The organism is Mesorhizobium sp. B2-4-7, from assembly GCF_006442685.1.
In the GTDB taxonomy this organism is placed as follows: Bacteria; Pseudomonadota; Alphaproteobacteria; order Rhizobiales; family Rhizobiaceae; genus Mesorhizobium.
This window is the reverse complement of record NZ_VFVH01000007.1, coordinates 258,260-283,827: the sequence shown is the minus strand read 5'-3', so window position 1 is coordinate 283,827 and position 25,568 is coordinate 258,260. Positions and strand designations below refer to the sequence as shown.

Annotated in this window: 20 protein-coding genes and 5 pseudogenes; 21 read left to right on the top strand and 4 right to left on the bottom strand. The window is 60.1% G+C overall.

Annotated features, from left to right (window positions below; all coding sequences use genetic code 11):
* Window positions 1–117 precede the first annotated feature (117 nt).
* From FJ946_RS20440 to FJ946_RS31270, 5 genes and pseudogenes are all read left to right on the top strand, one after another.
* A complete protein-coding gene (locus FJ946_RS20440; protein WP_140522739.1) occupies window positions 118–1,053 on the top strand; it encodes a LysR family transcriptional regulator in 936 nt (311 codons plus the stop codon).
* The gene (locus FJ946_RS20435; protein WP_140522741.1) at window positions 1,050–1,781 is read left to right on the top strand and encodes a peroxiredoxin family protein; all 732 of its coding nucleotides are present in this window, start codon (window positions 1,050–1,052) and stop codon (window positions 1,779–1,781) included. The genes FJ946_RS20440 and FJ946_RS20435 overlap by 4 nt, the downstream gene beginning before the upstream one ends.
* Before the next feature lie 250 nt (window positions 1,782–2,031).
* The gene (gene msrB, locus FJ946_RS20430) at window positions 2,032–2,484 is read left to right on the top strand and encodes a peptide-methionine (R)-S-oxide reductase MsrB (RefSeq protein WP_140501490.1); all 453 of its coding nucleotides are present in this window, start codon (window positions 2,032–2,034) and stop codon (window positions 2,482–2,484) included.
* 2 nt (window positions 2,485–2,486) lie between these two features.
* Entirely contained in the window at window positions 2,487–2,999 is a 513-nt protein-coding gene (gene msrA, locus FJ946_RS20425; RefSeq protein WP_140522743.1) for a peptide-methionine (S)-S-oxide reductase MsrA, read from the top strand.
* Between the two features lie 158 nt (window positions 3,000–3,157).
* Window positions 3,158–3,395, top strand: a pseudogene (locus tag FJ946_RS31270) (SUMF1/EgtB/PvdO family nonheme iron enzyme); the annotation flags it as partial.
* 234 nt (window positions 3,396–3,629) lie between these two features.
* Here the strand turns inward: FJ946_RS31270 and FJ946_RS20415 are convergent.
* Window positions 3,630–4,583, bottom strand: coding sequence for an AraC family transcriptional regulator (locus tag FJ946_RS20415; protein WP_210239479.1), 954 nt, complete (start codon window positions 4,581–4,583; stop codon window positions 3,630–3,632).
* A gap of 729 nt (window positions 4,584–5,312) precedes the next feature.
* On the opposite strand from FJ946_RS20415, the gene FJ946_RS31575 reads away from it, so the two are divergent.
* From FJ946_RS31575 to FJ946_RS20400, 3 genes are all read left to right on the top strand, one after another.
* Complete coding sequence (locus FJ946_RS31575; protein WP_347439607.1) at window positions 5,313–5,885, top strand: zinc-binding dehydrogenase; 573 nt, start codon at window positions 5,313–5,315, stop codon at window positions 5,883–5,885.
* A gap of 65 nt (window positions 5,886–5,950) precedes the next feature.
* The gene (locus tag FJ946_RS20405; RefSeq protein WP_140501484.1) at window positions 5,951–6,868 is read left to right on the top strand and encodes an NADP-dependent oxidoreductase; all 918 of its coding nucleotides are present in this window, start codon (window positions 5,951–5,953) and stop codon (window positions 6,866–6,868) included.
* A gap of 1,161 nt (window positions 6,869–8,029) precedes the next feature.
* Window positions 8,030–8,563, top strand: a complete 534-nt coding sequence (locus tag FJ946_RS20400) for a DUF1993 family protein (RefSeq protein ID WP_181165396.1) — start codon at window positions 8,030–8,032, stop codon at window positions 8,561–8,563.
* Window positions 8,564–8,775: 212 nt separating this feature from the next.
* On the opposite strand, the pseudogene msrA (FJ946_RS20395) reads toward FJ946_RS20400, so the two are convergent.
* Window positions 8,776–9,305, bottom strand: a pseudogene (msrA, locus tag FJ946_RS20395) (peptide-methionine (S)-S-oxide reductase MsrA).
* A gap of 257 nt (window positions 9,306–9,562) precedes the next feature.
* Here msrA (FJ946_RS20395) and FJ946_RS31570 point away from each other — a divergent pair.
* From FJ946_RS31570 to FJ946_RS20355, 6 genes are all read left to right on the top strand, one after another.
* Window positions 9,563–10,045: a hypothetical protein gene (locus FJ946_RS31570; RefSeq protein WP_318013163.1), complete on the top strand. Its 483-nt coding sequence runs from the start codon at window positions 9,563–9,565 to the stop codon at window positions 10,043–10,045.
* A gap of 350 nt (window positions 10,046–10,395) precedes the next feature.
* The gene (locus FJ946_RS20385; RefSeq protein ID WP_140501480.1) at window positions 10,396–10,902 is read left to right on the top strand and encodes a DNA starvation/stationary phase protection protein; all 507 of its coding nucleotides are present in this window, start codon (window positions 10,396–10,398) and stop codon (window positions 10,900–10,902) included.
* 562 nt (window positions 10,903–11,464) lie between these two features.
* Window positions 11,465–12,172: a glutathione S-transferase N-terminal domain-containing protein gene (locus tag FJ946_RS20375; RefSeq protein WP_140565792.1), complete on the top strand. Its 708-nt coding sequence runs from the start codon at window positions 11,465–11,467 to the stop codon at window positions 12,170–12,172.
* A 1,109-nt stretch (window positions 12,173–13,281) separates the two neighbouring features.
* Complete coding sequence (locus tag FJ946_RS31265) at window positions 13,282–13,464, top strand: hypothetical protein (protein ID WP_224656240.1); 183 nt, start codon at window positions 13,282–13,284, stop codon at window positions 13,462–13,464.
* 391 nt (window positions 13,465–13,855) lie between these two features.
* Window positions 13,856–14,257: a hypothetical protein gene (locus FJ946_RS20360; RefSeq protein WP_140522749.1), complete on the top strand. Its 402-nt coding sequence runs from the start codon at window positions 13,856–13,858 to the stop codon at window positions 14,255–14,257.
* A gap of 153 nt (window positions 14,258–14,410) precedes the next feature.
* Entirely contained in the window at window positions 14,411–15,685 is a 1,275-nt protein-coding gene (locus FJ946_RS20355; protein ID WP_224656239.1) for an MFS transporter, read from the top strand.
* A gap of 71 nt (window positions 15,686–15,756) precedes the next feature.
* Here the strand turns inward: FJ946_RS20355 and FJ946_RS20350 are convergent, their stop codons facing one another.
* Complete coding sequence (locus tag FJ946_RS20350; RefSeq protein WP_140501470.1) at window positions 15,757–16,170, bottom strand: hypothetical protein; 414 nt, start codon at window positions 16,168–16,170, stop codon at window positions 15,757–15,759.
* Between the two features lie 341 nt (window positions 16,171–16,511).
* Here FJ946_RS20350 and FJ946_RS20340 point away from each other — a divergent pair, with 341 nt between their 5' ends.
* The 7 genes and pseudogenes from FJ946_RS20340 to FJ946_RS20295 all read left to right on the top strand — a co-directional run.
* The gene (locus FJ946_RS20340) at window positions 16,512–16,754 is read left to right on the top strand and encodes a hypothetical protein (RefSeq protein WP_140522750.1); all 243 of its coding nucleotides are present in this window, start codon (window positions 16,512–16,514) and stop codon (window positions 16,752–16,754) included.
* A 263-nt stretch (window positions 16,755–17,017) separates the two neighbouring features.
* Window positions 17,018–17,629, top strand: a pseudogene (locus FJ946_RS20335) (molybdopterin-dependent oxidoreductase); the annotation flags it as partial.
* Between the two features lie 179 nt (window positions 17,630–17,808).
* A pseudogene (locus FJ946_RS20330) lies at window positions 17,809–18,279 on the top strand (cupin domain-containing protein).
* A gap of 461 nt (window positions 18,280–18,740) precedes the next feature.
* Window positions 18,741–21,674, top strand: coding sequence for a lysozyme inhibitor LprI family protein (locus tag FJ946_RS20325; RefSeq protein ID WP_140565795.1), 2,934 nt, complete (start codon window positions 18,741–18,743; stop codon window positions 21,672–21,674).
* Window positions 21,675–21,721: 47 nt separating this feature from the next.
* Entirely contained in the window at window positions 21,722–22,414 is a 693-nt protein-coding gene (locus FJ946_RS20320) for a hypothetical protein (protein ID WP_140522756.1), read from the top strand.
* Window positions 22,415–23,210: 796 nt separating this feature from the next.
* Window positions 23,211–23,561 (top strand): DUF2200 domain-containing protein, encoded by a 351-nt coding sequence (locus FJ946_RS20310; protein WP_140522758.1) that lies wholly within the window; start codon window positions 23,211–23,213, stop codon window positions 23,559–23,561.
* A 591-nt stretch (window positions 23,562–24,152) separates the two neighbouring features.
* Window positions 24,153–24,321, top strand: a pseudogene (locus FJ946_RS20295) (DUF4158 domain-containing protein); the annotation flags it as partial.
* A gap of 169 nt (window positions 24,322–24,490) precedes the next feature.
* On the opposite strand, the gene gcvA reads toward FJ946_RS20295, so the two are convergent.
* Window positions 24,491–25,405: a transcriptional regulator GcvA gene (gcvA, locus tag FJ946_RS20290; RefSeq protein ID WP_140522762.1), complete on the bottom strand. Its 915-nt coding sequence runs from the start codon at window positions 25,403–25,405 to the stop codon at window positions 24,491–24,493.
* Between the last annotated feature and the right edge of the window lie 163 nt (window positions 25,406–25,568).

Below are 25,568 nucleotides of genomic sequence, written 5' to 3'. Positions count from 1 at the left end.
CCATTCCAACGTGCGCCTGCAAGTGGCATCCATGCTCCGTTGTTACGGCGTGCCCCGCACGCCACCGGGTGCATAACCTCGCCATCATAATGGTCAGCCACTTGACGGAGAAAACACATGGAGCTTCATCAAGTCCGCTACTTCCTCGCCGTCGCGGCCACCCTCAACTTCACTCGCGCGGCCGAGCAGTGCAACGTAACGCAGCCCGCCCTGACAAAGGGGGTGCAGAAGCTTGAGCAGGAGCTCGGCGGCGAATTGATTTACCGTGAGCGCCAATTGACGCAGCTCACCGACCTCGGAAAGGAAGTCCTTCCGATGCTGGAACGCACATTGTCCTCGGCGGAGGCGGTGTGTCGCAGAGCCCAGGAGTTCCAGCGCAAGGAGGTCGCACCACTGAAGATCGGCCTCGCCCCCTCCATCTCGGCGTCGCTCGTGCTCGATCCGATCGCGGAGATTGCAAAGTTCGTGCCTGGACTTCACGTGGAGCTGTACGAGGGTGTAGCGCAGAGACTCGTCGATTTATTGCTTGAGGGGGAGATCAGCGCCGCAATCGTCGGTGACGTGCCCGACATGCCCGCCCGCATCGACGACTGGTTGCTATTCGAGGAGCGCTACGTCGCAGTTCTCGCGCCAACACACCGCTTGGCGAACCGTCTATCGATCGGTATCGACGACCTCCGACAGACCGTCTTGCTGGATCGCGCGGGATGCGACGTCGCCCCAAAAATCCAACAGACGTATTTTCCAAAGGGACCACCCCATCTCGGCCACTGCAGCGGTCATGAATTGCACCTGCAGCACATGGCGGCGGCTGGCTTCGGCGTGATGCTCGCACCAGAGCACATGCCGCGCCTTCCCTCACTCAAGACCATTCCGCTCGAAGGCGATCAGGTTTGGCGGGAAGTCCGGTTGCTGGCTGTGCAGGGGCGCCGCTACTCGCCGGCGCTGGACGCTTTTGTCAAGGTCGCGCGGCTTCGCGACTGGTCGATCGATGTCCCCCATCGCGGGATGCTGGACCCAACGTTTCCGAAGGCGGCGGGCGTGCCGGCATGACCGCGGCACGCACGCCGCCGGCCAACCGCTTCCAGCCAACCGATCCGCAGTTTGACGCCAAACGGATGCCAAGCCAGATCGACAAGACACTCGCCCAGATTCGTTCGGAGCTGTTGACGAGGTTCAGCGAAGCGGACTGGGCGTCATACAACCACCTCGTGGGCTGGCTTCGCGATATAGACGTGGTATCGTACGCGTTGAAGGTCGGAGATGCCGCGCCGGACTTCCTCCTTCCGGACGCGGACGGTCGTCTTCACTCCTCCGACCAGCTGCGCCGGGGCGGCCCCCTCGTCCTGAGTTTCTTCCGAGGAGACTGGTGTCCGTTCTGCACCGCCGAGCTGTGCGCCCTTCAGGCGGCGAAGGAGGAGTTTGAGAGCGTCGGCGCAACTCTCGCGGTCGTGACACCCGAGACGGGACAATTCCCGCGGCAACTCAAGCGAAGTCTGGGCCTAGACCTGAAGGTACTGTCTGACGTCGACTACGGCGTTGCGTTGTCGTATGGCATATTGTTCCGGGTGCCTGACGAAATCAAAGCGCACTATTCCGGGCTCGGTTTCGACTTCGGTGCGCGGCACGGTTCGCCAGTCTGGATGCTGCCCATTCCCGCGACTTACATCATCGACACGGAGGGCCGGATCCGCAGCGCGTCCGTCGAACCCGACTTCACGATGCGGGCGGAGCCGGCGCAAATCTTGGCCTCGCTGCGCCGTGCCGCTTCCACGTCTTAGCCGGAGGGGTCCGCCACCCAACACCACGACCTGTTGCGGACCGCGGCCGGTGGGCGCGTCGCCCCGACAGGGATCGACGGCTTTGAACAAGCATGTCGAGGACGGAATCACTCCGACCGACGGCTCGCCAAAGCAGTGCTTCTTGCCGCTTGCGCTGCGTCGATGGCATCGTTTCGATAGCCCGAGGTGATTAGACGCTCGCCAACCCGCTACCTATTCTTCCAGCCTGCGCGAGAAGGAGCTCCGCGAAATGCCGACCTATAGGAAAAACCCAGCGACGGTCTCGAAGCTGACTCCGGAGCAGCACCGCGTCACGCAGACTGACGGGACCGAGCGCCCTTTTGCCAACGAATACTGGGGCAACAAGGAGCCTGGCCTCTACGTCGACGTGGTTTCCGGCGAGCCGCTGTTCGCATCTTTCGACAAGTCCGACAGCGGCACCGGGTGGCCGAGTTTCACGCGGCCTCTCGAGGCCGCGAACGTCGTAGAGAAGGACGACAGCTCGCATGGCATGACACGGACCGAGGTCCGCTCCAAGCACGGCGACAGCCACTTGGGCCACCTCTTCCCGGACGGACCGCTCGACAAGGGCGGGTTGAGATACTGCATGAACTCGGCCTCCCTTCGTTTCATCCACCGCGATCAAATGGAGAGCGAAGGGTACGGCCAGTACGCGAAGCCCGTTGCAAAACAGGAGGTCTGACAATGGCAGCGAGTACAGAACGAGCGATCCTTGCCGGCGGTTGCTTCTGGGGAATGCAGCAGCTGATGAGGCGTTTGCCCGGCGTCGTGTCGACACGGGTCGGATATTCCGGCGGTGACGTCAAGAACGCCACCTATCGCAATCGCGGCACGCATGCAGAAGCTATCGAGATCATCTTCGATCCAAGCAAGACGAGCTTCCGCGACCTGTTGGAGTTCTTCTTCAAGATACACGACCCGACCACGCCCAACCGGCAGGGGAACGACCGCGGCACGAGCTACAGGTCTGCGATCTTCTACACCAACGACGAACAGCTACGCGTCGCGCAAGACACGATCGCCGACGTTGAAGCCTCAGGACTGTGGCCGGGCAAGGTCGTGACCGAGATTTATCCCGCTGGCGATTTCTGGCAGGCGGAGCCCGAGCACCAGGACTACTTGGAACGTTACCCGAACGGCTACACCTGTCACTTCGTCCGGCCGGGTTGGAAGTTGCCGCGAAGGAACGCCGCCTGAGGGCGGCTGCGGTACGTGTGACCTGCGGCGGGCACATCTTGACTGCATGTGCCTCACAAACCGTTTTGTTAAATATTCCCGCCGCCGCGAAGTCGCCCACACACGACAAGGCTGCGAGATTTGGACGGCCGGACACAGCTTTCAGATTCCAAGCGCGGATGCATCAGATGTTCGGCGACGCCTGGGAATGGACACGCACAGCCCGTCCTCGCCTCACCGGGGTTCCGCGCGGTCGAGGGCGCGGTCGGCGAATACAATGGCAGTTCATGTCCGGGCAGTTCGTTCTACGCGGCGGATCTTGCGTGACGCCGCCGGGATACCTCCGCGCGAGCTATCGCAATTTCTTTCCGGCACACGCGTTGGCAATTCTCAGGACTTCGCTTGGCGGCGGACAGCTCGGTCCGCCTGTTCGCGAACGACTTGAAGGCGCTCCGCCGGAGGATCGCCGAAAGCCTTCTGTGAGTTCCGCGACGTCGCCTCGGCTGAGAGAAAACGCGGAGCCGTGATGATCTTCGTGTACCACCTGAAAGCCTTGATGTCTCAAAGCGTCCCGTGGCTGCTGGGGGCGCTGGTGCGTCCAGCGCACCTTACCGCGGTCGCGCCTACGCAATCCCGGAGCGAACACCGGCGTCAGGCTGCGTCGGATTCCTCGATCGCGTCTTCGATCGGCGTAGCGCTGTTGGACCAGGCTCGCTGCGCCTTGGCGCGGTACTCTGATGGGTCGCTGCCGTAATATCTGCGGAAAGTGCGCGTGAAGCTGCTTCTACTCTGGTAGCCGGCGTTCAGGGCGACCTGATCGACAGACAGCGCATTGGCCGCGAGCAGGTCCGCCGCGTGACGCATCCTCACGCGGCGGAGCAATGACATTGGAGACTCTTCGAAGGCGGCGGAAAACCTAGCCATAAAAGCCGAGCGGCTGAGACCGACGGCATGAGACAAGCTCTGGACAGTGTGCGGCGCGGATGGGCGCGAGGCCATTTCGGCAAATGCCCGTGCGATCGGAGGATCGCTCAAGTTCGAAAACCGCTCCACCCACGCGTTCGTCGACACCAGGCTGCGCCGGAGCAATGCGAGGAGAACAAGTTTCAGCAGTGCCGCCGACATCGGCCCTCCACCAACCTCCTGGGCTGCGAGCTCGGCCATCGCGTAGGTCATCACTTGGTCGAGCTGGTCGTGCACGTCGAACCTCTCGACAATGGGCGTTGCCAAGGAGGCGAACAAGTCGAGCGCCGGACCATAAGTGGCCCGGAAGGCCCCGCACGCAAGCACCAGTGTCGGATCACCGTCTCCGACGGTGTGCCGCTGAGACGACCCCAGTGTGAAGCCGCCGTTGTTGTGTTTGCCGGCGTTCCTTAGTGCGATCGGATGCTCCGTTGCGGTGATCGTCATCGCTCGCCCAGGAGGGACGACTACCAGCGTGTGCGGTATCAGGCGTATGGGCGTTTCATGATCACGGAGAATGAACCCGGCGCCTCGAAAGCAGTAGTGGATGGTGGAGGTTGCCGCGCGGGCAACCGCCAAGTGGGCTCCCGCCGCAAGCGTGCACTCCGACAGGCTGACTAGGGTGACGTCCAAAGTGGTCATCAACTTGTCGAGGTCTTGTCGCGATATACGCCAGAACGGCTCGCCTGCCACGTCCAGAAGCCTTCTTTATGGTGCTCAGGCCCAGCTCGACTGCGAGACAGCGGGACGATGCCATCTCGCCCACGCCTTCGGCCTGCGCAACCGGGCGAAGGGCCATTCACGCTCCCACCTGATGTGGGATTGATCGGTTCGATCTTCACTGCCTTCAACTGAAGACGCTGAACAATCACTCAGTTGCAGCTGACGGAGTAGTGGCTGAAGTCGAATTAGATATATTCAGGCGCAACATGAATGATCCTGCTGAGCGTCTCAGCGACCGGCAAACTTTATAAATTCACACAAACCGATGCCCAGGCGCCTCAACAGGAAGCCCCGAGTCTCGGTCGCACGGCCGAATTCGCGACCGACCGATCGCGACGCACCAGTATCGGACGTCAGCGTCATACCTACACTGTGCGTGCCGCGCGGCCACGCGGCTCCTCGGTCTGCGACAGTATCCGGGACAGTCCGGCAATGAGCGTCCTTGCAACGGCCCTGGGCAATTGTGAGCATGGCACCTTTGGATGACGATACCTCGCGCCTATCGAAAGCATGTCCAAAGGGAATTTCTAATTTCGTCCGCCGCGTCCGATCTTTGAGTCTGGCTGGGCCGGCCGAGCACACGCGGCCGCCTTGACATCGATTGAATTTATTGCAGCGCGTCGCGCGTGGGCTGCAAAGGAGCGCTCTATGGACTCGCGATTATGCCGCGACCAAAAAGTGGTTTGCAACTTCCTGAGCAACGAACAGAGCGACAAAATTTTCCATACGTCCGTCGCGGCTTTCTCGACGTTGCCGCTCCCCGCGGGCGCTGCTTCGCTGGCGCCGGGCGTCCTGGCAGGAACGGCGGCAAAGATCGCCGCTCTCGCGGAAGCATCCCAACCCACCTCCTCCCAAGCCGTGGATGCTTCCGCGAGTACTATCGCCACCAGATTGCCATCGCCAACGCCCTTCTATCTTTCATTCGGCCGGAACGAAGCCGGCTTCGTCGAGGTAACGGCCAACGTGATGTTTCCTGCGGAAGCGCTGATACCGCGCCCGCTGACCATCGCCGGCCCGGCCGGAGCACGGCCCACCAATGGATTGGCGGTCGACTTTGTCGTCGAGTCCAATCGTGACCAACTGAATGAGATTGTCCAACGGGTGCGGGACGGACGATTGCGGACGAACATCGACAAAGTCGTAACCCTCGACGAGGCGATCGCCGCGTTCAACGTGACCGAGCGACGTAAGGGGAAGACGATCATCCGCATTCGTCCGTGAGCGAATCGCGCTCATCGATGAAGCATTTCCGCTAAGCAGACAAAAGACCCGAGGAGACAATTCCCATGAAAGCGATCGTAGTGACGGACCAGGCTGCAGGAACGGCCGGGATGAAGTTGGTGCAGCGGCCCGAGCCGCAGGCGGCGATAAACGATGTCGTCGTCGAGATCCATGCGTCGGGGTTCGTCCCGACCGAGCTGACGTGGCCCTCGACCTGGACCGATCGCGTCGACGGCGACCGGACGCCATCGATCCCCGGGCACGAACTGGCCGGAGTGGTCACCGCCCTGGGCTACGGTACGACGGGACTGTCGGTGGGCCAGCGGGTGTTCGGCCTCGCCGATTGGTATCGCGACGGCACCCTGGCGGAGTATGTAGCCATGGAAGCGCGCAACCTCGCGCCATTGCCGGGCGATATCGACTTCACGGTGGGCGCTAGCCTGCCGATCTCGGGCCTGACCGCGTGGCAGGGACTGTTTCAGCACGGCCGTCTTCAGGCGGGGCAGAGCGTCCTTGCGCATGGTGCGGCCGGCGCCGTCGGGTCGATGGTGACGCAGCTCGCACGAGAGGCCGGCGCCTACGTCATTGGCACCGGACGCTCTGCCGACCGCCAGAAGGCGCTCGACTTCGGCACAAACGAATTCGTCGACCTCGAGAACGACACCCTGGAAGACGTGCGCGCAGTCGATCTGGTGTTCGATGTCATCGGCGGCGACATCCAGAAGCGGTCCGCGGCGCTGATCCGAGCCGGAGGCACGCTGGTGACCGTCGTCGGCCCGGCCGAGACGCGGCCCGTGGAGGGCCTGGCGGTCGACTTCGTCGTCGAAGCCGATCGTGCCCAGCTGAGCGAGATCGTCCAGCGGGTGCGGGACGGACGGCTGCGGACGAACATCGGCAAAGTCGCGCCCCTCGACGAGGCGATCGCCGCCTTCAACTCGACCGAACGACGCGCGGGGAAAACGGTCATCCGCGTTCGCCCGTGAGAGACACGTGCCGATCGATGCACGCAGCCAGCCGACGCCTTAATCCTTACCGGTCATACCGTTCCTGTCGCCGTGAGTGCAGGGTGACGGTCGGGAGCCGATTCGTCCGCATGGGGGCCATACCGGACGATGCACCATTCGAGGGAGTGGCTCCAAACAATGCGGCTCCGCAAGCTTGTGGCAAGGAGTTCCTCAATGGGTCTTGATGGATAACGGCGCGATCCGAGATGTCCTAGAGCGGTCGATAGAAATTGCCTTATGAGCTGCGAAGCGTCTTCGTGGCCCGCGTTGCCAACGTCCTGACGGTGGGGCGTTGCGCCGCGTTATTCGATCGCCGTGCTTCCAGGCACACGCTTCGCTCGCCGTCTGCCGGCAGACCACCGCCTATTGGCTGCTAACTTTGTTAGGCTGATGAGCAAGGAGACAGAAGGTGAAAAGGGAGATCCGGGACAATCCGCCATGAGCCGGTTTGCATTGCCTCTAGATTCGAAGACGGCGGGGTCGTCCTGCACACATTGGTGTCATAAGAGCTGTCCGGCCTGGGTACGGATCGCGGCTGGCGCATGGCGTTTTCGAAGCATTGCAACGCGACGGCAAAAGAGCGATCGCGAAGTGCCCCTTCATGTCTTCCTACGCCGCGCCGCACCCTGAGTACGGTGCGTTCCTCGACGGCTGATCGAAGACCGACGCGACGCCGGTTGCGACCGGAGCTTTTGGACAACGATATCCCATTCCTATCAAATGCATATCCAAAAGGAATTTCTAATTTCGTCGGTTGAGTCGGATGCTGACGTCCATTCGCCCGGTCGCGATGCGTGGCCGCCTCCAAAGCGATTGAATTCGCCAGCCAAGTCATAGTGTCTTCAGCGAGCGACAAAGGAGACCTCCAATGAAGTTACCGAGGACTGTCAGCCTGGGCGTTGCCATTGCGCCGGTCGCCGGCACCGCAGTGGCGCTCGCACAGGTCAGCGGAGCGGCTCCAGCCTGCCGCACGCGTAGGCGCTCACCTGCTGCGGCGGTTTCTCCGAGCCAATGTCGAGTCCGGCAGACTGGCGTGGCTAAATCGGAAGATTGATGGGCTTATTGTGACCACTCGTTCCCGTCAGCGACCTTTCGGGTCCGACGGACGTTCAAAGTACAAACGAGCGCATGGAGATTGGCGTGTCCTTCTCGGTCTATGACATCACTGTCCCTGTCATGGTACATGGCCTGAACGTGATGGATGATTATCTCGACCACGCTCAAGCGCTCGAGCGGAGCAAGGGATTCGATCCCGGGAGGATCCTTGGCGAACGGCTCACGCCCAGCATGCTGTCTTTCGGAGGACAGTTCTCCGTAAGCTGCAACAAGGTCGACGCGCACATGGCGAAGTTGATGCAGCGCCACCCGCCGGCACCCCGCACCACGGCGATGATGTATCCAGCATTGAAGGGGCGGCTCGTTGAGACGCGCGGCTTTCTACAAAACGTGCAGCCGGAGGAAATTGCCGGCGCGCAGTCCCACACATACGAGCTGACGCCGCCTATCGTGCGCGGGTGGTACGGCGGCGACGACTATATCCGGCACCTGGTTCTGCCTGACTTCTTCTTCCACATCTCGATTGCTCACGCGATCCTCAGGCGGCTCGGTGCGGCTATTGGGAAGCGCGACTATCTCGGTAACCTCACTCAGCAGAGCGGCGGTGATTACTCGTGAGGTGGTGGCGCGACGCACGATAACAGCCGATGCCTTCAAGCCTGGAAACGAGCTCCAGGCACATCAGTAGTGAGCGAGTTGCGAGAGGTCATTGGCGCGCGACAAGGCTTAGTTGAATTTGAGGCCGATATAGCCGAGCTGGGAGCTGCGGGTATCGACCCTCTCGTTTAGGTTCGGGCACAAGGGGATATGGCAGGCTCCTGGAAGGCGCCTCAGTCCTCCGGTCCCTCGACGGTCCGCGTCGCCTGGCATGCACGAGCCGACGGCAGTCGCCAGTTTGGCCGGATAATGGCAGCTTTGGCCGCCCGGGTGCCGTTGCAGGTAGTCCTGGTGCTCGGCCTCGGCCTGCCAGAACCGCTCCTCGGAGTTGATTTCAGTCGTGACAGGACCGGGCCACAACCCAGAGACATCGATTTCTGCGGCCGTCGCGAGCGCCGTCTCCTTCTGCCGTTCGTCGGGGGTAGAAGATGGCAGCTAGCTTGGTCCAAAGTCGCTCCTGCTCGTAGGTTGTCGGGTCGTGAAACTGGAAGAAGCGTTCAAGGATGGCCCGGTAGCTTACCACCGCGGGATCGAAGATGATCTCGATTGCCTCTGCGTGCGCTTGATGGTTGCCGTAGGTCGGATTGGGGAGGTCGCCGCCAGTGTAGCCGACGCGTGTCGAGACCACGCCTCGCACTCGCCGGGACATGGCCTGCATGCCCCAGAAGCATCCACCAGCCAACACCGCCTTTTCCGTCGCCATGTTGGAGTTCCTCTGACCGGCCACACGCCGTAGTGAGAGTACCGGTCGCCGACATGGTAAGATCATAGAAAGCGGACATCCAATCGATAACCGGCCGGGATGAGGTCGTCACGGACAGTCCTGCTACCCAGCCTCCGACAGGGCGCCTCCACGACCGGCTCTGACGTGCAGCTCGCTACGTGGAAAGCGGAGAACGAACTTACAAGCGGCTTGGGCGGTTTTGAAGGCTGACCGCCGGTATCTGATGAGCGTGATCTTTGTCTGACATCATTTGCTTTTGGCGAAAGTGGAAGAATTCGTCGCCTACAATTCCCGACCGGCATGAAATCCATACAACGTTTTCATTGGCCTGGATTGGCGGCTTCGGGCGAAATCTGAGCGCGCCAGAAACAACGCAATTTTCGATCCTGGGCAAACACACATTGCAGAAGAACTCCCGCAAACCAGAAGGACACCTACTAATGAACCTGAGACCCATTCTGTTCGGAGCATTGGCTTTTTCAACGCTTGGTGGCGGGGCTTTCGCAGGCGCTCTCGACTCGCCAGCGATGATGGCGCCGTTTTTCAATGATGCAGGAATGAAAACGATGAAGCCCAAGGCCGAATTCGAGGCCGCGTGGAAAAGCATGTCGAAGAGCGATCAGGACGCGATGATGAAAGAGTGCCAAGATGAGGCAATGAGCAAGCCTTACGCGGAATTTTGTGCGAACCTAAAGCCGCTAGGCGGCGCGAACCATTAGGCCGAAGCCCTTGATCGGCGACGGGCCTCGCGCCCGTCGTGCATGACTTGGCTGCAAGCCTACATCGAACGGCAACACTCCGTCAGTGGAAGACGGCTCATCATAAGCTGCTCGAGTCGACTTGATCGAGGCGTTTGCGTCCCCCCGCCCTGGGATCGTCGCGTGCGGCGTGGCGCCTGACGAAATGCCGGACCTTCCACATCGCTCGAACAGGTCGGCGGCTATGCGCTCGAGAACGTCAATAAAGCGATCGTCGCCCTAACCGGCGGTTTGACGAGCACGCGCCCTCCCCGCTCGTTCCACGCACGCCAGGGACTCCCACGTACAAAGACAATGAAAGGGCTGCCAACATGACAACAAATGTCCAAGAGCTGCCGAACGGCGAGCGAGACGAGCCGGCGGTGCGAAACTCGATTGCGACCTTCGCGGCAAAAATCAACCAGCTCCTTGCTGACGCTCTGTCGCTCTATCTCAAAACCAAAAACTTCCACTGGCACGTGAGCGGCCCCCATTTCCGGGATTACCACCTCATGCTGGACGAGCAGGCGAGCGACATTCTCGACCTGATCGACCCACTCGCGGAGCGCGTCCGCGCGGCCGGCAGCAGGACGATCCGCTCGCTTGGGCAGGCGGCGCGGCTGCGAACCATTGCGGACAACGATGCCGATGGCGTTGCACCGGTCGCTATGCTCGCCGAGCTCATGGAGGGCAACTTGGCCTTGGCGGCTTCGATGCGGCTGGCGCACAAGCTCTGCGACGAGTTGGACGACGTTGCGACGGCAAGCCTTCTCGAAGGGTACATAGACGCCGCCGAGAAGCGCGCGTGGTTCTTGCGCGAGGCGGCGCAGCCGCACTGATCATCGACGGATGCACTGAGCCGAAAGTTCAAAACACGATGGCGCGAGTCTGAAGCGGCGGCGTGTTCGCCAGGACTCACATTCGTTCATATCCAGAGTGAGCTCTGGTCTAGGCGGAAATCGGCGTGCGCGGACAAATACGGTCAGCGCACGCATTTCGACCGCCCACAGAATGGATCGGATGCCTGAGTTGAGCGACACGGACGAATTGCAGTGACCTCCAGCCGCGTCGAGACTGGCGCCCGCCGCTTCAGCGCCTTCCGGTGAAGTGGAATTCGATGTCGACCTTGTTCGTGATCGGGGGCGGGTCAGGAGACGTCCGCGCCGCGGGCGTGGCGTCGGGACCCGGCGCGAAGGTGATGCTCGCCGAGGGCTGCAGGTCGTGGTGCCGGTCGCGATCGAGTGTAGGCGTCAGGCGGTCGGGAATGAAATCGATAATGCAGCGGCACTTCCGTAGGGACGAACGCATTGGCAATGTGGCGTCGGCGGCTTGGTCCAGTGGCTCCGTCGACCCGGCGCCCGGCCCTTGTGCGCAGTCTGTGAAATCCTGAAGGTGAGTGCGATGATCAGCTTCTATTTCCACCCTACGCCCAATCCAGCCAAGGTGGCCCTGTTCTTGGAGGAGTCTGAGCTAACGTATGAGCTGGTGCCGGTCGACACCAGCAAAGGCGAACAACACCAGCCCTCATTTCGCGCCGTCAATCCCAATGGCAAGGTCCCTGTGATCGTCGACCCAGAAGGCCCAGGCGGAAAAAAGGTGCGGGTTTTCGATTCCAGCGCAATTCTGCTGTACCTGGCCGAGAAAACAGGCCGCTTCCTTGGTCAGCCCGCCGACCGGGGTGAGCTTTTGTCATGGCTTTTCTTCCTAGCAACAGGCCTGGGGCCCTTCTCGGGACAGGCTGTGCATTTCCAGTTTGCGGCTCCCGACGGCCTGGACTACGCCGTCAACAGATATCGCCGCGAAGTGGAGCGCCACTATCGCGTACTCGACAGTCAACTCGTCGGCCGCGACTATATCGTCCGGTCCGACTACACGATCGCCGACATGTCCGCCTGGGGCTGGATAGACCATGCCTCACGTGTGATGAAGGGCGCCGACGATCCCTTGGCGCCGTTCCCGAACGTCAAACGCTGGTTCGCCGCAATCGATGGTCGGCCCGCCGTCGCGAGGGCGCGTGCGGTCGGAACGGATCACGAGTTCAAGAAGGTGAACGACGAGGAAACGATGCGTGCGCTCTTCCCGTCGAACTACGTCGCGGCCGACGGCTAGACCAGAGGCGACCGGATCTCATCCGGCCGCAATTGCGAGAATGGAAACCAGAACAGTACTGCATTTCCCAACGTCTGTTACGAAACTTAGCGTTCGGTGCGGGGTGTCTAGGGACCACTTGTCGTGTGGTGTCGCGTTCGCGGGTCTGTTCCTGTGACCGATATATTTTGCCGCCTGAGCGGCGAAAATCTAGGAGGATGTAGATGAACCTCGACGCGAGGGACATGGTCGTGGCTGTTTCAGATCTCTTGAGACGCGGCTACGACCACAAATACCGGATAAGGATGGCCAACTCTACGACCTGACTGCCGAGAAGCCCGTAGGTGGCGGCGGCGCCCGCGTTGATGGCGCGATAAGGTTCGAGAGCCCGCCCGAAGCGGGAGACGGTTCCAACATCTATGCGATCACCGACAGGGGGGGCGGCAGCAAGGGCTTGTTGATCGATACCTTTGATGCCTTGGACCAGGAGCGCTCGCGGGGGCTTGACGAACAGCTAAACGCGAACCGCCCCACACGTCACGACAACGGAGACTAAATAGCGAGCCGATATGGCCTGCGAAAGATATTTAAGGAGGAATTCGATCGGGATCCCGAGCGGTTTGTGCTGCGCATCGGGTTTCCTGACTTCCCCCCCGTGTCCGTTAGGGCAGTCATCCTCCATGCTCGGGTTCGACACGGTGAAGCAATCCTACGTCTGTCTGGTCGCCAGCATCCTACGAGATTCCAGGGTTGAGAGAATCCCTTACCAGGGGGCTGACGTTCCCGACAACGAATGAGCGCGCAGTGGTCGGGCTTGCCGACACTGTCACCACAGCGCCGGCCCGCGGCGCCTCCTTTAAAACGACGTGAGATGAATAAGCAGATCGTGAAGCAAACAATGCTGTCGCTCGAGGCGCGCGACCTCGAGAGCGCGAGAGAAAAATACCTGGAGTATGTCGCGAGCGCCCGGCTGGATAGAAGTGAGCCGATCGAATACGATGAACAAGCGCAGGCGGAGCTCGCAAGCGACCTGTCTGAAGCCTTCGACGACACTGTTCACTCGCACTCCGACAAGATCGAGAAGCTCGACGATAGACTTCGGACCAAAGAGCAAGGTCGAAGAAGGCGCAATGCTGAAGCTACACGGTCGGTTTTTCGTTGTTGCCGTGCCGACGGCCAAATTTGCGTGCGACGGCAACGAAATTATGGGCATCTCCACGCAAGCGCCGATCTATGCTGAGTTGGAAGGCAAGCGCGCCGGTGACACGGTCTCGTTCAATGGAAGGGACCTCGTGATCGAAGAGGTCGCCTGACGGCTGCGACGCCGAATGTTGAAGGCAAGCACCCCGGCATAACGCGCGGCAAGTGATCCGGCTCTTGTGGGGTGGCTAGGGAATAAGCTGATGACGTAAGGTCTGAAGCACGGTCACGTCGTGCGCCTGAAGTGCACTCCGCACTTACTGTCGGCCGACGCTCTACGCCGCATTAACGCTTCCATGGCGCGCCGGGCGACTGGAATGGAAACGATAACAACCCGGCATTTCTAATGGTCAGCCTTTCGGGATAGCTCTGTGCAATTAACCGAGCTGACCCGAGAGACGCATGGAGTGGCCGCTAGCGTAAGGCGTCGTGATCGCCCTCTTAGATGATGCGCTATCCACGTCGCAAGGACCCGCCCAAGCAAACAAGCCATAGGAGTCACCAATGTCGTTCCGCTTCATCACCAAGTCTATGCACGCCTACCTCATCGATTATCCCGTCGCTGTCGTCTTGATCGCAGCACCGTTTGTGCTGAAGCTCGGCCAGAGCGGACCGATCGCGGTGTGGCTTTCGGTTGTTGTCGGTGTCGCGGCGCTACTCTTGCCCGCCCTTACCGACCATCCCACCGGGCTCGTCCATATCATTCCCTACTGGCTGCATCTTTGGGTCGACCGGGCCGTTGGCGTCGTGTTTGTCATCGCACCGTTCGCCTTCAAGTTTGCTGGGCTCGACGCTTGGTACTACTGGGTCCTCGCTGCCGCTGTCCTACTCACCACGTCGGTCTTTAACGCGCCTGAGGAGCCAGCCGCGACGCATTTGGGAGCGGACAGGCGTAGGGCGGCTTGAGGGCGACGATTGTCGCAGCGCTCTTCTGCGCCGCTAAGAAAACCATATGCACCGGCTAGTGGAAGGTTTCGTTCCTCGCTGCAATCGATGCCTATCGCTTCCGCAGATCTTCTCGAGTGACGCGCAGCGCAGCCTGGAACGGACAAAGCTCAATTGCGTGAGGCAGAAATGCACGGCTCGGTGCAAGACGTGCCACCAGTGATCAATGAGGCTCGCCGGGGCGGAATGCGCCAGCTGGCTTTCATATCCGCCATGGTGTCCCTGGTCGCTTCCTTTGCCGTAGCGGCCGCTCCAATCCCGCTCTACAACACCTACCGGGCGGAGGACGGGTTCACCAACGCCGGCATCTCTATGGCCGTGGTGGCGTACGCCATCGGCACTATCGCCTCACTGTTGGTGCTGGGACGTCTGTCCAATCATCTGGGCCGCCGGCTCACTTCGATCGCTAGCCTCGGTCTGCTGCTGCTGGGCTGTCTGCTGTTGCTGAATGTGCGCGACATCGAAATCCTGCTGGCCGGTCGGCTCCTGGTGGGTGTCGGCACTGGGTTGGCCAGCAGCAGCCTGACTTCCTACATCGTCGACGCCGCGCCCAGCAGGCCAGAATGGTTGGCCTCCGTCGCCTCCAGCCAGGGACCGATGCTGGGCCTCACTGTCGGCGCCATCGCCTCCGGTGCTTTGGTCCAGTTCGGCCCTTGGCCACGCGACCTCATCTATCTGGTTTGCGTCGGCTTTCTATTGCTGTCTGGTGGACTCATCTCAATCAGCCCGGAAACCGCAACTCTGACCCCGGGCGCTTGGCGATCGCTGTTGCCTCGGGTGGGCGTACCGGCCCACGTTAGGCATCTGCTCCCTGTGGCGGCAGCGGTGTTCCTGGCCACCTGGGCGACCGGAGCCTTCTACCAAGCGTTCGTGCCTGCGCTGGTGGAAGATCAACTCCAGACCCGCAGCCCGCTCATTCTCGGATTGGTGTTCGCCGCCTATATGACGCCCAGCGTTCTCGGCGCTCCTATCGGCGGCCGGTTCACATCGGCGGTCGCCCAACGCGTCGGAATGGTCATCTTCCTGACCGGAATGATCGGCGTCATCACGGCGATCGCCGCCGGCACACTTGTGTTTTTCATCATCGCAACCATCCTTGCGGGCGCCGGCCAAGGCATCGCCATCAGCGCCGCGACACGCGGTCTGTTGCGCGGCAGCACGCTAGCCGACCGCGCACCGATCTTCAGCGCGATCTATCTCCTCTGCTACAGCGGCGCCGCCTTCCCCAGCCTCATCTCCGGCAAGCTGTCCAACACTTTCTCGCTGCCGCAAATAGCCGTCGGGTACGGAGGGCTTGCCCTCCTCGCCACCTTGTTCGCGGTCATCGGTGCACGCAACCCGCACGCTTACACGACCGCGAACGACGGCTCATCGCGGTCGATAAAATGACCCAGAAAGAGAACGCCAGGACGGAAGCACAGTTGGCTGTCGCGCACCATGCTCCGCGCCGGCAAGCCGCTCTAAGTCTCCCGCCAGCCGGTCGAGCAAATCGCCACGCATCGCCAATATTCGCCCTGCTGCCTCTCCTCCCATTTGCTCTCATTGGCGACCCGGTGGTCCTGCTGGATGGGACGGTCGTTACTGATCACGAAAAGCAGGTTTACCGCGAGGCTCCGGGCGTAGATGCGATAATTATCCGGCGTGATCACGACGTCGGGATTGGTGTTGCGCTCCTGGAGCCATTCGATCGTTTGATCGACCTTGCCCTCGGCGGGCTCTTCCCAATTTTCGATATCCTGGTCGAGCGTTTGCTGGACCCTATAGGTGTACTGCAGAAACTGTACCGTCGGCTGATCACTGGCGTGCTTGATCAGACTCGCCACAAACTCCGTTTCCGTGACTGGGTAGAGGACCGGTTTTCCGACGGCGGTCATCCAGGTACCTCTTTCGCAACCGCCATTCACGTCTCCCTTTAATCCAGTAGTTTCGCGCGGGCGAAGCTTTTTCTTCACCCTTGAAGAATTTGACCCGACCGACAAGGCCTGGCTTGAGCCATTCGGCCTTTTCTTTTCAGGCCCTTCGACACCGGTCCGCCTATCTGCCCCGTTGCCGATGCTCCCAATAGGCGGCGGGCTTCTGTGGACGCACCACTGGCGGCGCGGTGCGGTTTCGGCAGCGGACGAGCTTAGCGTAAAAGCCATCGCGAAATGGAAGAGCAGCCCGCCTTGACGTAATGTTTGGCATCTCGGGGATGCGCGACCGGTGGGGAAGTCCGATGAGAGTAGCAATATTTTTCGCGGCGATCGTGATCGCTGCGACTGGTGGTGCCTTTGCCAAGGAGAAGAAAGTGGTGGTCGGTGATGCTGCGGCCCTGTGTTCTACGAAGCATTCGACCAAGAAGCCGGTGAGAGATCTGGACTGCGGTTTGACTGGCACGGCCAAATTGCCGGATGGAACAACGCCGGAAAAGCCGCGCCTCGGATACGACACCGATCCGTGGATCCTAAATGGCTTTTAAAGCTGGCTTCAGATAGCCGCCAACTTGCAGCGTGGCCGGATGGAAGCGTTTTCAGGTACTTGGAACGACACTCGCATGAAATTCCAACACAACCACACGAGTATCCCCTTTTACGCGAAATGCGGGGTCCGATTCCACGGTCATTGCCGTTCAATCGTATCCGTCCTGTCCATTTCGCCTGTGGCGGAGCTTGTTGAACCGCAAACCGAGTGTAAGGCGTGATGCGGAAGATTCCGAGCCGCAACCCTCGCCACGACAACAAATGGGGCGCCCGCAGCATGTCGCTGGCCGACGCCATGGATCCCAAAAACATCCTTTGTTACGAGATGAACGGGACTCCCTTGCCGCCTGATAATGGCTTCCCGTTGCGGCTTATAGCGCCTGGCTGGTATGGGATCGCGAATGCGAAATGGCTACAGCGTATCGATGTGCGCGACCAGCGCTTCGAGAACCGTTTCATGGGACGCGACTACGTCACACGGCGCGAGGAGGACCACAACGGCGAGACTGTATGGGTGGAGACTTCTGTCGGGCGGGCGCGGCTGAAATCGGCACCGGCCCGGGTCACTCATATCGGCAATGACTATCGCATTGTCGGGGCCGCCTGGGGCGCGCCGATCGACCGGGTTGAGGTGAAAGTCGACGATGGGCCGTGGATGCTGGCGGCCATCGATGAGACGGACAAGGCGGACTTTGCTTGGAAGATATGGTCGGTCAACTGGCCCAAGCCCTCCGCCGGGGAGCACAGCGTCACCTCGCGGGCGGTCAGTACAGAGGGGCAAGTTCAACCGGCTATGGACGATCCTTTGATTGCAAAAAAGCACACATACTGGGAGAGCAATGGCCAGGTAACGCGGCACGTCAATATCGTTTGAGAAGCGTGCTCGAAAATTCCCTTGGGTGAAGCGCATGCGCGAGACTCGCATGCGCTTTCGCCAAGGGCAGCGGTTATACTGAGCCGACAAATCGCTTGCCTAGGTGTGACGCGCGGACCTTGGCGAGCCCAACCCGGCACGCCGCCGGAATGGGTAGCCCGCCTAGACGGGAGGCTACCATGAAAGTTGCATCGCTACTTGCAGTCGGCTGGATCATATCCTGCGCAATCGCCCCCTTTGCTTCGGCCGAGGACGCGCACACTGTGACCACTCCCAGCGAGGTTAAGTGGGGTCCGGGCCCCAAAACGCTTCCTGCTGGAGCAGAGTTGGCAATCCTGTACGGCGATCCGGCCAAGGAAGGTCCGTTTGCCCTTCGGCTCAAATAGCCGGCTGGGTATGCGATCGCGCCCCATACGCATCCGGGGCTTGAAGTTGACACAGTAATATCGGGAACCATTAATCTTGGCATGGGCGAGACCGCCAACCGTAGCGCCGTCAAAGCAATTCCTGCGGGCAGCTACTTCGCTTTGCCGCCAGGCATGGCGCATTTTGCATATTTCGACGAAGAGACGGTGCTCCAGCTCACCACTAACGGCCCGTGGGGCATAAAGTACATCAATCCGGCCGACGATCCTCGAAAGACGAAATAGCTACGAAGGCTCGAAAACGACAGGGTGGTGTGGACCCAGACGAGGTCGCCGCCGGCACTGACGAGACTAGCCAAGATAGTCTCAAGTGCACAACTTGCGCGCGCTGGGCAAGCGGGCATTTTTGGCAATGAGACGAGAACTCGCGCGGCTGCGGAGAAGTCAAGACTAGCTGCAAGAGAGCAGGGTTTCCGAACGCAGATCAAAACCAAGACAAGGGAGCTTGCCTCGCTCGTCGGACAGAGTCGCTCTCCGAAAGGCGTACTTGTGTCGATACGTGAGATGACCGAGGCTATCCTGCCTTGCCTATAATCGGATTTGTACGTCGATACTGCGGGATTCTGGGTATCAGGTGGCGCGGAGGTTTGGGCGGGAGCATCCTTCTGCAGGCAACCGATCCCGATCTGCGGCATGGCGGTTGCGGCAGTGGTTGTGCTGGAACGACACTTTTCCGGAGGGCGGCTATGCGAATTTTTATGACGCTCTGCGTCGCAGCCGCCGCTCTCCTTTTGGATGCGCCACAAAAGGCTGCAGGAGCAAGCTTTGATTGTTCTCGTGCGAGACTTTCCGTCGAGCGCATGATCTGTGCTGATGCATTGCTCTCCGATCTGGACGAGAAACTGTACGCGGCTTTTCAAGCGATTGACGGCCGGAAGGCACCGGAACTCGTGGCTGCTCAGAAACGTTGGATCAAGCAGAGAAACAAATGCACCGCTCCGACATGCGTTTCCACTTTGTACAGGGAGCGGATTTTCGAACTGTCCCAACTGGGTGCCACCGCGCAGGCAGTTCCAGGCAGCACAGCGGCATCTGCGTCTACGACACCTGCTGCAAGACTGGCGGGGGACGCTCGCAAGCAGGTTCTGAAGCTTCCGAGCCAAAACGATATTTACGTTCAGAACGCCGACGTGCTTGTTCAATTGATTCAAAAATTGCCAAGGGACATTCGTGATCTCCGATTTTTCCAGAATTACGACATAAGGTTAAGATCGTATTTTCAATTCCTTACCGCAGATCAGCAGCAAAGATATTCCAAGGTAATGGACGATTGGTGGCAGACAACCTTGAAAGAAATCGGCGGGCATCCCATTGCTGTTAGCGACATCACTCTCCTACAACTTATCGCGCCCAATTTCCCTCCTGAGCGTCAGGCGCAATTGCGCGAACTAGTGGGCAGTGCTCTTTCCTCTGGTCCCGGTCCCGCCCTTACGAACGCGGACACGCTATCGATCGAGGACGGAGTTGCTGTCGAGCCTACGGATCGGGAGATTTGGGAAGGCACTGCGCCGTGCGCGCCGAAGAATACGACGTATGACTTCGTTGTCCTTGGGTCGATCGATAAGGCGAATTCCGCCTATGTGATGTCGCGGGGAGATCAGCAGACGATCGTGCGATACGCAGCAAAATACGACCTGACCATCGGCACCATCGATCTCTCCGAAATGAGCATCATCCGCAACAATGATTTCGTCACGCTTCCCAAATCCGCGAACGTGGAACTTGAGGATGGCGGATCCACGCTGGCGATGCATCTTGCGCCATCCTGTGAGGTGCGTTTGCAGAGAAAGAAGTTTCCTGAGGCGGTCCTGCAGGCGATCTCGCACGCTAAAGCCGATCCGGCATATGTACCGGCGCAAGGCCTTCCGTTCTGCGTGAGCATGTTGGCGTGGTCGCATCAGATTCAAACTGGCGCGCCTAAACTCGACCTGACCAAGAACATTACGACAGACCCCCCCATGAAGCTGCTGATCGCCAGCGCATTCCACGATTCGATGACCAGGAAGTTCCTGGGGCGTCCGCTGACCACACTGGATACGCGACAGAAAGGAGACCAGGAAATCTGGTTCAGATGGACGGAGCTTGCGCGCGAGTGCCTGGCTCATCCGCTCTATTTCGACGACAGCCCCGCGCTGGTGAAAATAATACTTCCGTACTTGAACCATCTAGGTGACGAAGATGGCGAATTGGCGATCATCTCCACCGTGGAGAACCGCGTCAAACAGGTGGCCCAGGCTGGGGCAAATTTCAGTGCGACGGCCGATGGCTTCATGAAATTGCGGGCATATGTCTCGCCGCTCGAGATGCAATTGGAGCCGGTGCTGATGCAGGTTCGCCAAGCCGTGCTCAAGCCCCTGATCGACCGCGAGGCGGAGATCGCAATCGTCGCCGTGCATGCGGAGCCACCGGCAAAGCAAGGCAGTCCAAGACCGCTCGACAGGTTGAGCGTCATTGCGGATATGATCGACGCCCTGAGAAGTGCGGACCAAGCCGCAGAAGTCGCTTCGGCTGAGACCGTCGCTATCGGGATCGTCAATGCGGATTTGACGGAGATAATCGCGCTCGGCCGCACCCATGTCGAGTACGTCGGGGCGGACATATTCTCGCTCAGCCACCTGCAACAGTGGAAGAGCAAGACCGAAAACGAGCTCGGGAGATTTTCAGAATTCGCTTCCTACAAGACCGCCATGCAATCTGCCTCGCAGGAGATAGACGGCGTAATTCCGCAAGTCGTGGCCGGGCTGGCGAGCGTCGTGACCCAAGCCACGGACATCGGCGAGATCGGGACCATATCGAGCGCCGTCGCGGAGCTCCAATCCGGCCATTCCGACGTCATGACATCTCCCATGTGGCAGGCTTACATGCGCGGCCTCGACGGATGGTTTGCGGCCCATACGACGGGCAGTGCCGCGGTCGCCGGGACATCACCAGCCAGCCATGGCCAGAATGTGGCTTCGATCTTCCACTCCCCCGAGTTGAAGAATCGGCAGCTTGTGGGGGCGATTTTTGATCACGATTTCTTAGCGCTCAGAAACGATCAGGCGGACGCCTTCGCCGCTATCGTGGGGATGGTCAGGCCGATCAATCAGGCCTGCCCGGGAACCCTCACGGAAAAATTATTGCGAGCAGTGCTTCAGCGAGGACTGGGATCGGGCGTATTCGGGACCAGCGAAGATGCTCAGAACAACAATGCAGAGTTCCTGTTGCAGGAGGGGCAGTGGCTTGGAAAAGCCCTCAATAACCCCGGGCAGTTCATGAACGACATGGTCCGAGACGCGGCCGCTCAGGATCGCGCCGAGGCCGATGGACAACTCGTCACCGACATTTCCTGTAAAGACCCCGACATGCAAACCTTTTTTGCAAATGCCGAGGAATTCCTCGCAGACCCGACAAGCGGAATTCCAAATGATAAACTGGGCGTAGCCGAGATGTGTACGAAGGCCCTACCTGCAAACCAACCCGAGACGGCGCCTTATTGTGCTTGCGCAGGTCCTATTCTTGAACAGCGGTTGACTGCGGTTGAAGGCGCTTACCTGAAGTCCGATCCGCGCCGGAACTACTCGACCGTGGTCAACCTTCTGCCGAGCGTCAGTGAGGATCTAAGAAAGTGCCAGCAGTAGCACCACCTTGTTCTTCTGGTACATTGGCCGCGCGACTGATAGTTGCCATGCTGTCGGTTGGCATGTCGCTTGCGCCGGCACGGGCGACATCCCTCTACGACTTCTTTGTCAACTACCGCAGGCAGGATACCGATCTTCAGATCGCATTCTCTACAGAGGTTTTGCGCAGCGCGCGGCTCCAGAACGGAAAGCTGGCCGGCTGTATCGAGAAGAACTTTGTGAAGCACGGCCCGGCCTTCCTGCCCGTCTACGATGCCTTCAAAATCAAGCTTTATTCGACAATCACCCCCGCAAAAACCGGCGTCGAACAGTCCATCGTTGAGGCGATTTCCGAAACGTGCAATCCGGCCGCGCTGGCGGCATACCCCGACCTGGCGCGCGATAACGTGAGCGTTCATCCTACCGACGCTTTCCATTCCGAGTACCAGGACGATGCCGCCAGGCTGGGTGCTGCCACGATCGCGGTGAATACTCAGCTGGCGCGCGTCACTTCCGAGGGCGATGACGCCTATGCTGGCTGTCTGAACGAGAAGCTCGTTACCACTGACGGCGCGATCCCGGACGCGTTGGGTGATGACAAGACGGCATGGGCCTTGGGTGCGGAAGGACAAATTCTTGGAGCAATCATCTATTTCTGCAAGGAGCAGACGAATACTGCGTCCCGGAGAAGCCGGGGCAGTACCGTCCCACCGCCGAATCCGACTTCCACGACCCGATCTTCCGGAACCAACTGCAATTGATCGAAAGCGTAGCTGTTCAGCCGGGCATTGCAGCGGTTCATGCCGGCCCGGACAAACCAGCCGCCGATTCCCGTCGGCCATCCCCGCACCGGATCATAGGGCAGTTCCTCTAGCCGGAGCAACTCCGCTTTGCCCGATCGGTCCGATGAGAGCACCTCTCCCGCCAGTGGGCCACAACGTCCGAACACCGCAATGGTTATCGTTCTGATGAGAGGGCGCGCTTCGGGCTTGTTATCTTTTGAAAAGCCTCGAGGGTGGCTCCGCAAGAATGATGCGACTTCCGTCCGGGTCTGAAAACTGAGCGATTCTTCCGTCAAGGTGAAATTAGGGGCCGCAAGCGAGAGGTCGGCTGTCGGCATCGAGCAGCTCATCCACGCTCCACTTGACGGCGCGTGCCACTCCAGCCGATGTCGGGCTTATCTACGTCGATGGCGGGACCTGCCCCTGACCACGCTTTATGCGCGGCCTATGCAAGACCAGATGCCCTTCGCGTCGGATTTGATTGGTAGTCGCGCATTCTCACCGCAGCTGCCCAGAACAGGGCGGGGGGAGAAGCTCAAGATTTTGTCGAAACACCGCTGCTTTACATTCGCGGCGCGGATGAGCCTGGCGACATCAATCGTTATATCGACGGCTTTTCGTAGCGTTGGCATTCGCAGCATCCGCTGCGCCACTATTAAGGATTGCGGGCACCTTGCGCCCGAAGAACAGGCTGCTACGACACGCCGTGAACTTATCGTTTCCTGCGCCTCGTCGGGATGATCTAAAATACCACTTGGCACCAAGAGGGCGATGAATGACGAAACACCGCATCTATTCGATGAGCTTCGCCAAGGTGTATCCCCTTCTCGTCGCCAAGGCGGAGAAGAACGGCCGCACAAAGGCTGACGTCGACGAGGTAATTCGTTGGCTGACAGGTTACTCGCAAAAAGCGCTCAATGGCCAAATTGAGAAAAAGACGACCTATGAGGACTTCTTCGCACAAGCGCCCAAAATGAATCCATCGAGGTCCATGATAACCGGCGTCGTTTGCGGAGTCCGGATCGAAACTATCGAAGAACCCACAATGCGGGAGATCCGATATTTAGACAAAATGGTCGATGAGCTCGCCAAGGGCAAAGTGATGGACAAGATACTCCGCGCATAGTTCGCGCAAAGCGGTTTTCGACCCGACGCAGATCAAACCTCGGCGGATGCGCAAGGGGAATGCCGTCTCCTGCGGCCGAGCCCCACGTCTCGGCCGATGGGGAACCCCGCAACGGCCCAAGAGTGAAGTGCCGAGCATGCGTTCTTCAATATAGAAGGCGCGCTTGCTTCGGTCGGGACCTCTCCGAAGGATGTCGTCGTCGTACACGTCTTTGTGCCCGATCGTCAGGACAAGGAGATCGTCAACCGGCTTGTGGCCGAAAAGTTCCGCGGTATCCATCCAGCAAACACGACACTGTGTATGCCTTTGGGAAAGCCCGAACTGAAAGTCGAGATAGAGATCACAGCCTATCGGCGTCGGCGACCGGAAGAGCCGGAAAATAGACTGGCAGTTCACCTCGGCTGACGACTACATGGGGTGCGTGCATCGATTGCAGCAGGCATGAGGCCATCCGCCAACGTGCCGCTGCTTCTTGCGGTTATTAGCTTGCGAGAACAGCCGACTCATCAGTTTGATGAACATCGTCACAGCATCGTCGGTGAGCTTCTGGCCCAGATTCATGCGCCCGATCAGCGAGTCGCGACGGCTGGCATGATCCGCCACTATTCTCTTTCGCCCGGCCGATTTGCTGGAAAACCAGCTACGGCGCCGTGAACCCAATCAACTCGGCTTTGCCATCCAACTTTGCCTAATGCGCTACCCCGGCCGGCCACTGGCCCCTAATGAGGTTCCACCGAAAGCGATGCTCGACTATGTTGCCGGCAAATAGATGCAAGTCCGGTCGGCTACGCGAGCGGCTTTGGAAATGTTCGAGCCAGCACAAATCCGGGACCGACAGCCACGGGCAAACGGTGCGATTGATCGGGTCGCGCCACACATTTCAAAACCCCTGCGACCGGCGCCACCCAACCTCAAGCAAGTCACCGACTTCAACGAGCTCCATCGGCGGCCTCTTCCAACTCGGTCGCCTGCTGCACAATCCAGTTTTCGAAAGTGCGGATCAGGAGCGTCCGCCGCGTCGCGCGCGGATACACCAGATAGTAAGCGCCCTGCGTCGGCACTCTCAAACCGAAGGGTGCGATCAGGCGTCCCGTGCGCAGATCGTCCTCGACGAAGGCGCGCTGCGCCATCACGATGCCGAGTTCATCGGTAGCCGCCTGGTAGGCGAGCGCCGAATTCTCGAATTTGAGGCCGCTATTGCCGTCGACCGTCGTCACGCCAGCGGCATGAAGCCAGGCAGGCCAGTCATCCGGTCTGTGCATCGAACAGAGCAGGACGTAACGGACCAGATCCTTCGGCTCGACGAGAGGCGATGAGCTGCCAATCAGGCCAGGGCTGCAGACCGGCAGCACGATCTCCCCGAACAATCGCCTGCAATAGAGGCCCGGTGGAGGCTCCGAGCCGGAATGGATGCAGACGTCTATCTCCTCGCGATCGAAATCGACCTGCTGGTGCGAAGTAGTGATCTGCACGTCCACATCCCGATTGAGTGCGTGAAAACGGGCGAGCCGCGGCACGAACCAGCGGATGGCGAAGGTCGGGGGCAGCTTGATGCGCAATCTGTTGCCTTCCGGTTTTTCCTGAATGCGCCGCGTCTGCGCCTCGATCTGGTCGAAGGCGACGCGCAGCACAGCAGCCAGAGCCGCCCCCTCGGACGTCGTCTCTACTCCGCGCCTGAGCCGTAGGCACAAGGTTGTGCCGAGCCAGTTCTCAAGCTGGTGCAGATGGCGGCTGACCGCACCCTGGGTCACTGAGAGTTCCTGGGCGGCGCGTGTCAGGCTGCCGTTGCGCGCCGTCGCCTCAAAGGCGCGCAAGGCATTCAAGGGAGGAAGTCGGCGCGACATGTGCTATGCCTTTTCCTGATGGCAAAAGAGTAAATTGTGGGTGTACCCTAGGGCCGGAGGAGGTTACCGTCAGCAGAAATCTACTCTAACGGACGCATTATTGCGCGAACACCGGGCGGAGCCAAAAGCCAGAAGTCGCGGGTTTCACGACTCATGTGGGAGG

Coding starts and splice junctions, on each gene's coding strand:
- FJ946_RS20350 (WP_140501470.1), bottom strand. CDS start 16,170: ATGACCGCCGTCGGAAAACCGGTCCTCTACCCAGTCACGGAAACGGAG.
- FJ946_RS20435 (WP_140522741.1), top strand. CDS start 1,050: ATGACCGCGGCACGCACGCCGCCGGCCAACCGCTTCCAGCCAACCGAT.
- FJ946_RS20360 (WP_140522749.1), top strand. CDS start 13,856: ATGTCGTTCCGCTTCATCACCAAGTCTATGCACGCCTACCTCATCGAT.
- FJ946_RS20385 (WP_140501480.1), top strand. CDS start 10,396: ATGACAACAAATGTCCAAGAGCTGCCGAACGGCGAGCGAGACGAGCCG.
- msrB (WP_140501490.1), top strand. CDS start 2,032: ATGCCGACCTATAGGAAAAACCCAGCGACGGTCTCGAAGCTGACTCCG.
- FJ946_RS20325 (WP_140565795.1), top strand. CDS start 18,741: ATGCGAATTTTTATGACGCTCTGCGTCGCAGCCGCCGCTCTCCTTTTG.
- gcvA (WP_140522762.1), bottom strand. CDS start 25,405: ATGTCGCGCCGACTTCCTCCCTTGAATGCCTTGCGCGCCTTTGAGGCG.
- FJ946_RS20320 (WP_140522756.1), top strand. CDS start 21,722: ATGCTGTCGGTTGGCATGTCGCTTGCGCCGGCACGGGCGACATCCCTC.
- FJ946_RS31575 (WP_347439607.1), top strand. CDS start 5,313: ATGGACTCGCGATTATGCCGCGACCAAAAAGTGGTTTGCAACTTCCTG.
- FJ946_RS20340 (WP_140522750.1), top strand. CDS start 16,512: ATGAGAGTAGCAATATTTTTCGCGGCGATCGTGATCGCTGCGACTGGT.
- FJ946_RS31265 (WP_224656240.1), top strand. CDS start 13,282: ATGCTGAAGCTACACGGTCGGTTTTTCGTTGTTGCCGTGCCGACGGCC.
- FJ946_RS20375 (WP_140565792.1), top strand. CDS start 11,465: ATGATCAGCTTCTATTTCCACCCTACGCCCAATCCAGCCAAGGTGGCC.
- msrA (WP_140522743.1), top strand. CDS start 2,487: ATGGCAGCGAGTACAGAACGAGCGATCCTTGCCGGCGGTTGCTTCTGG.
- FJ946_RS20415 (WP_210239479.1), bottom strand. CDS start 4,583: ATGACCACTTTGGACGTCACCCTAGTCAGCCTGTCGGAGTGCACGCTT.
- FJ946_RS20405 (WP_140501484.1), top strand. CDS start 5,951: ATGAAAGCGATCGTAGTGACGGACCAGGCTGCAGGAACGGCCGGGATG.
- FJ946_RS20310 (WP_140522758.1), top strand. CDS start 23,211: ATGACGAAACACCGCATCTATTCGATGAGCTTCGCCAAGGTGTATCCC.
- FJ946_RS20440 (WP_140522739.1), top strand. CDS start 118: ATGGAGCTTCATCAAGTCCGCTACTTCCTCGCCGTCGCGGCCACCCTC.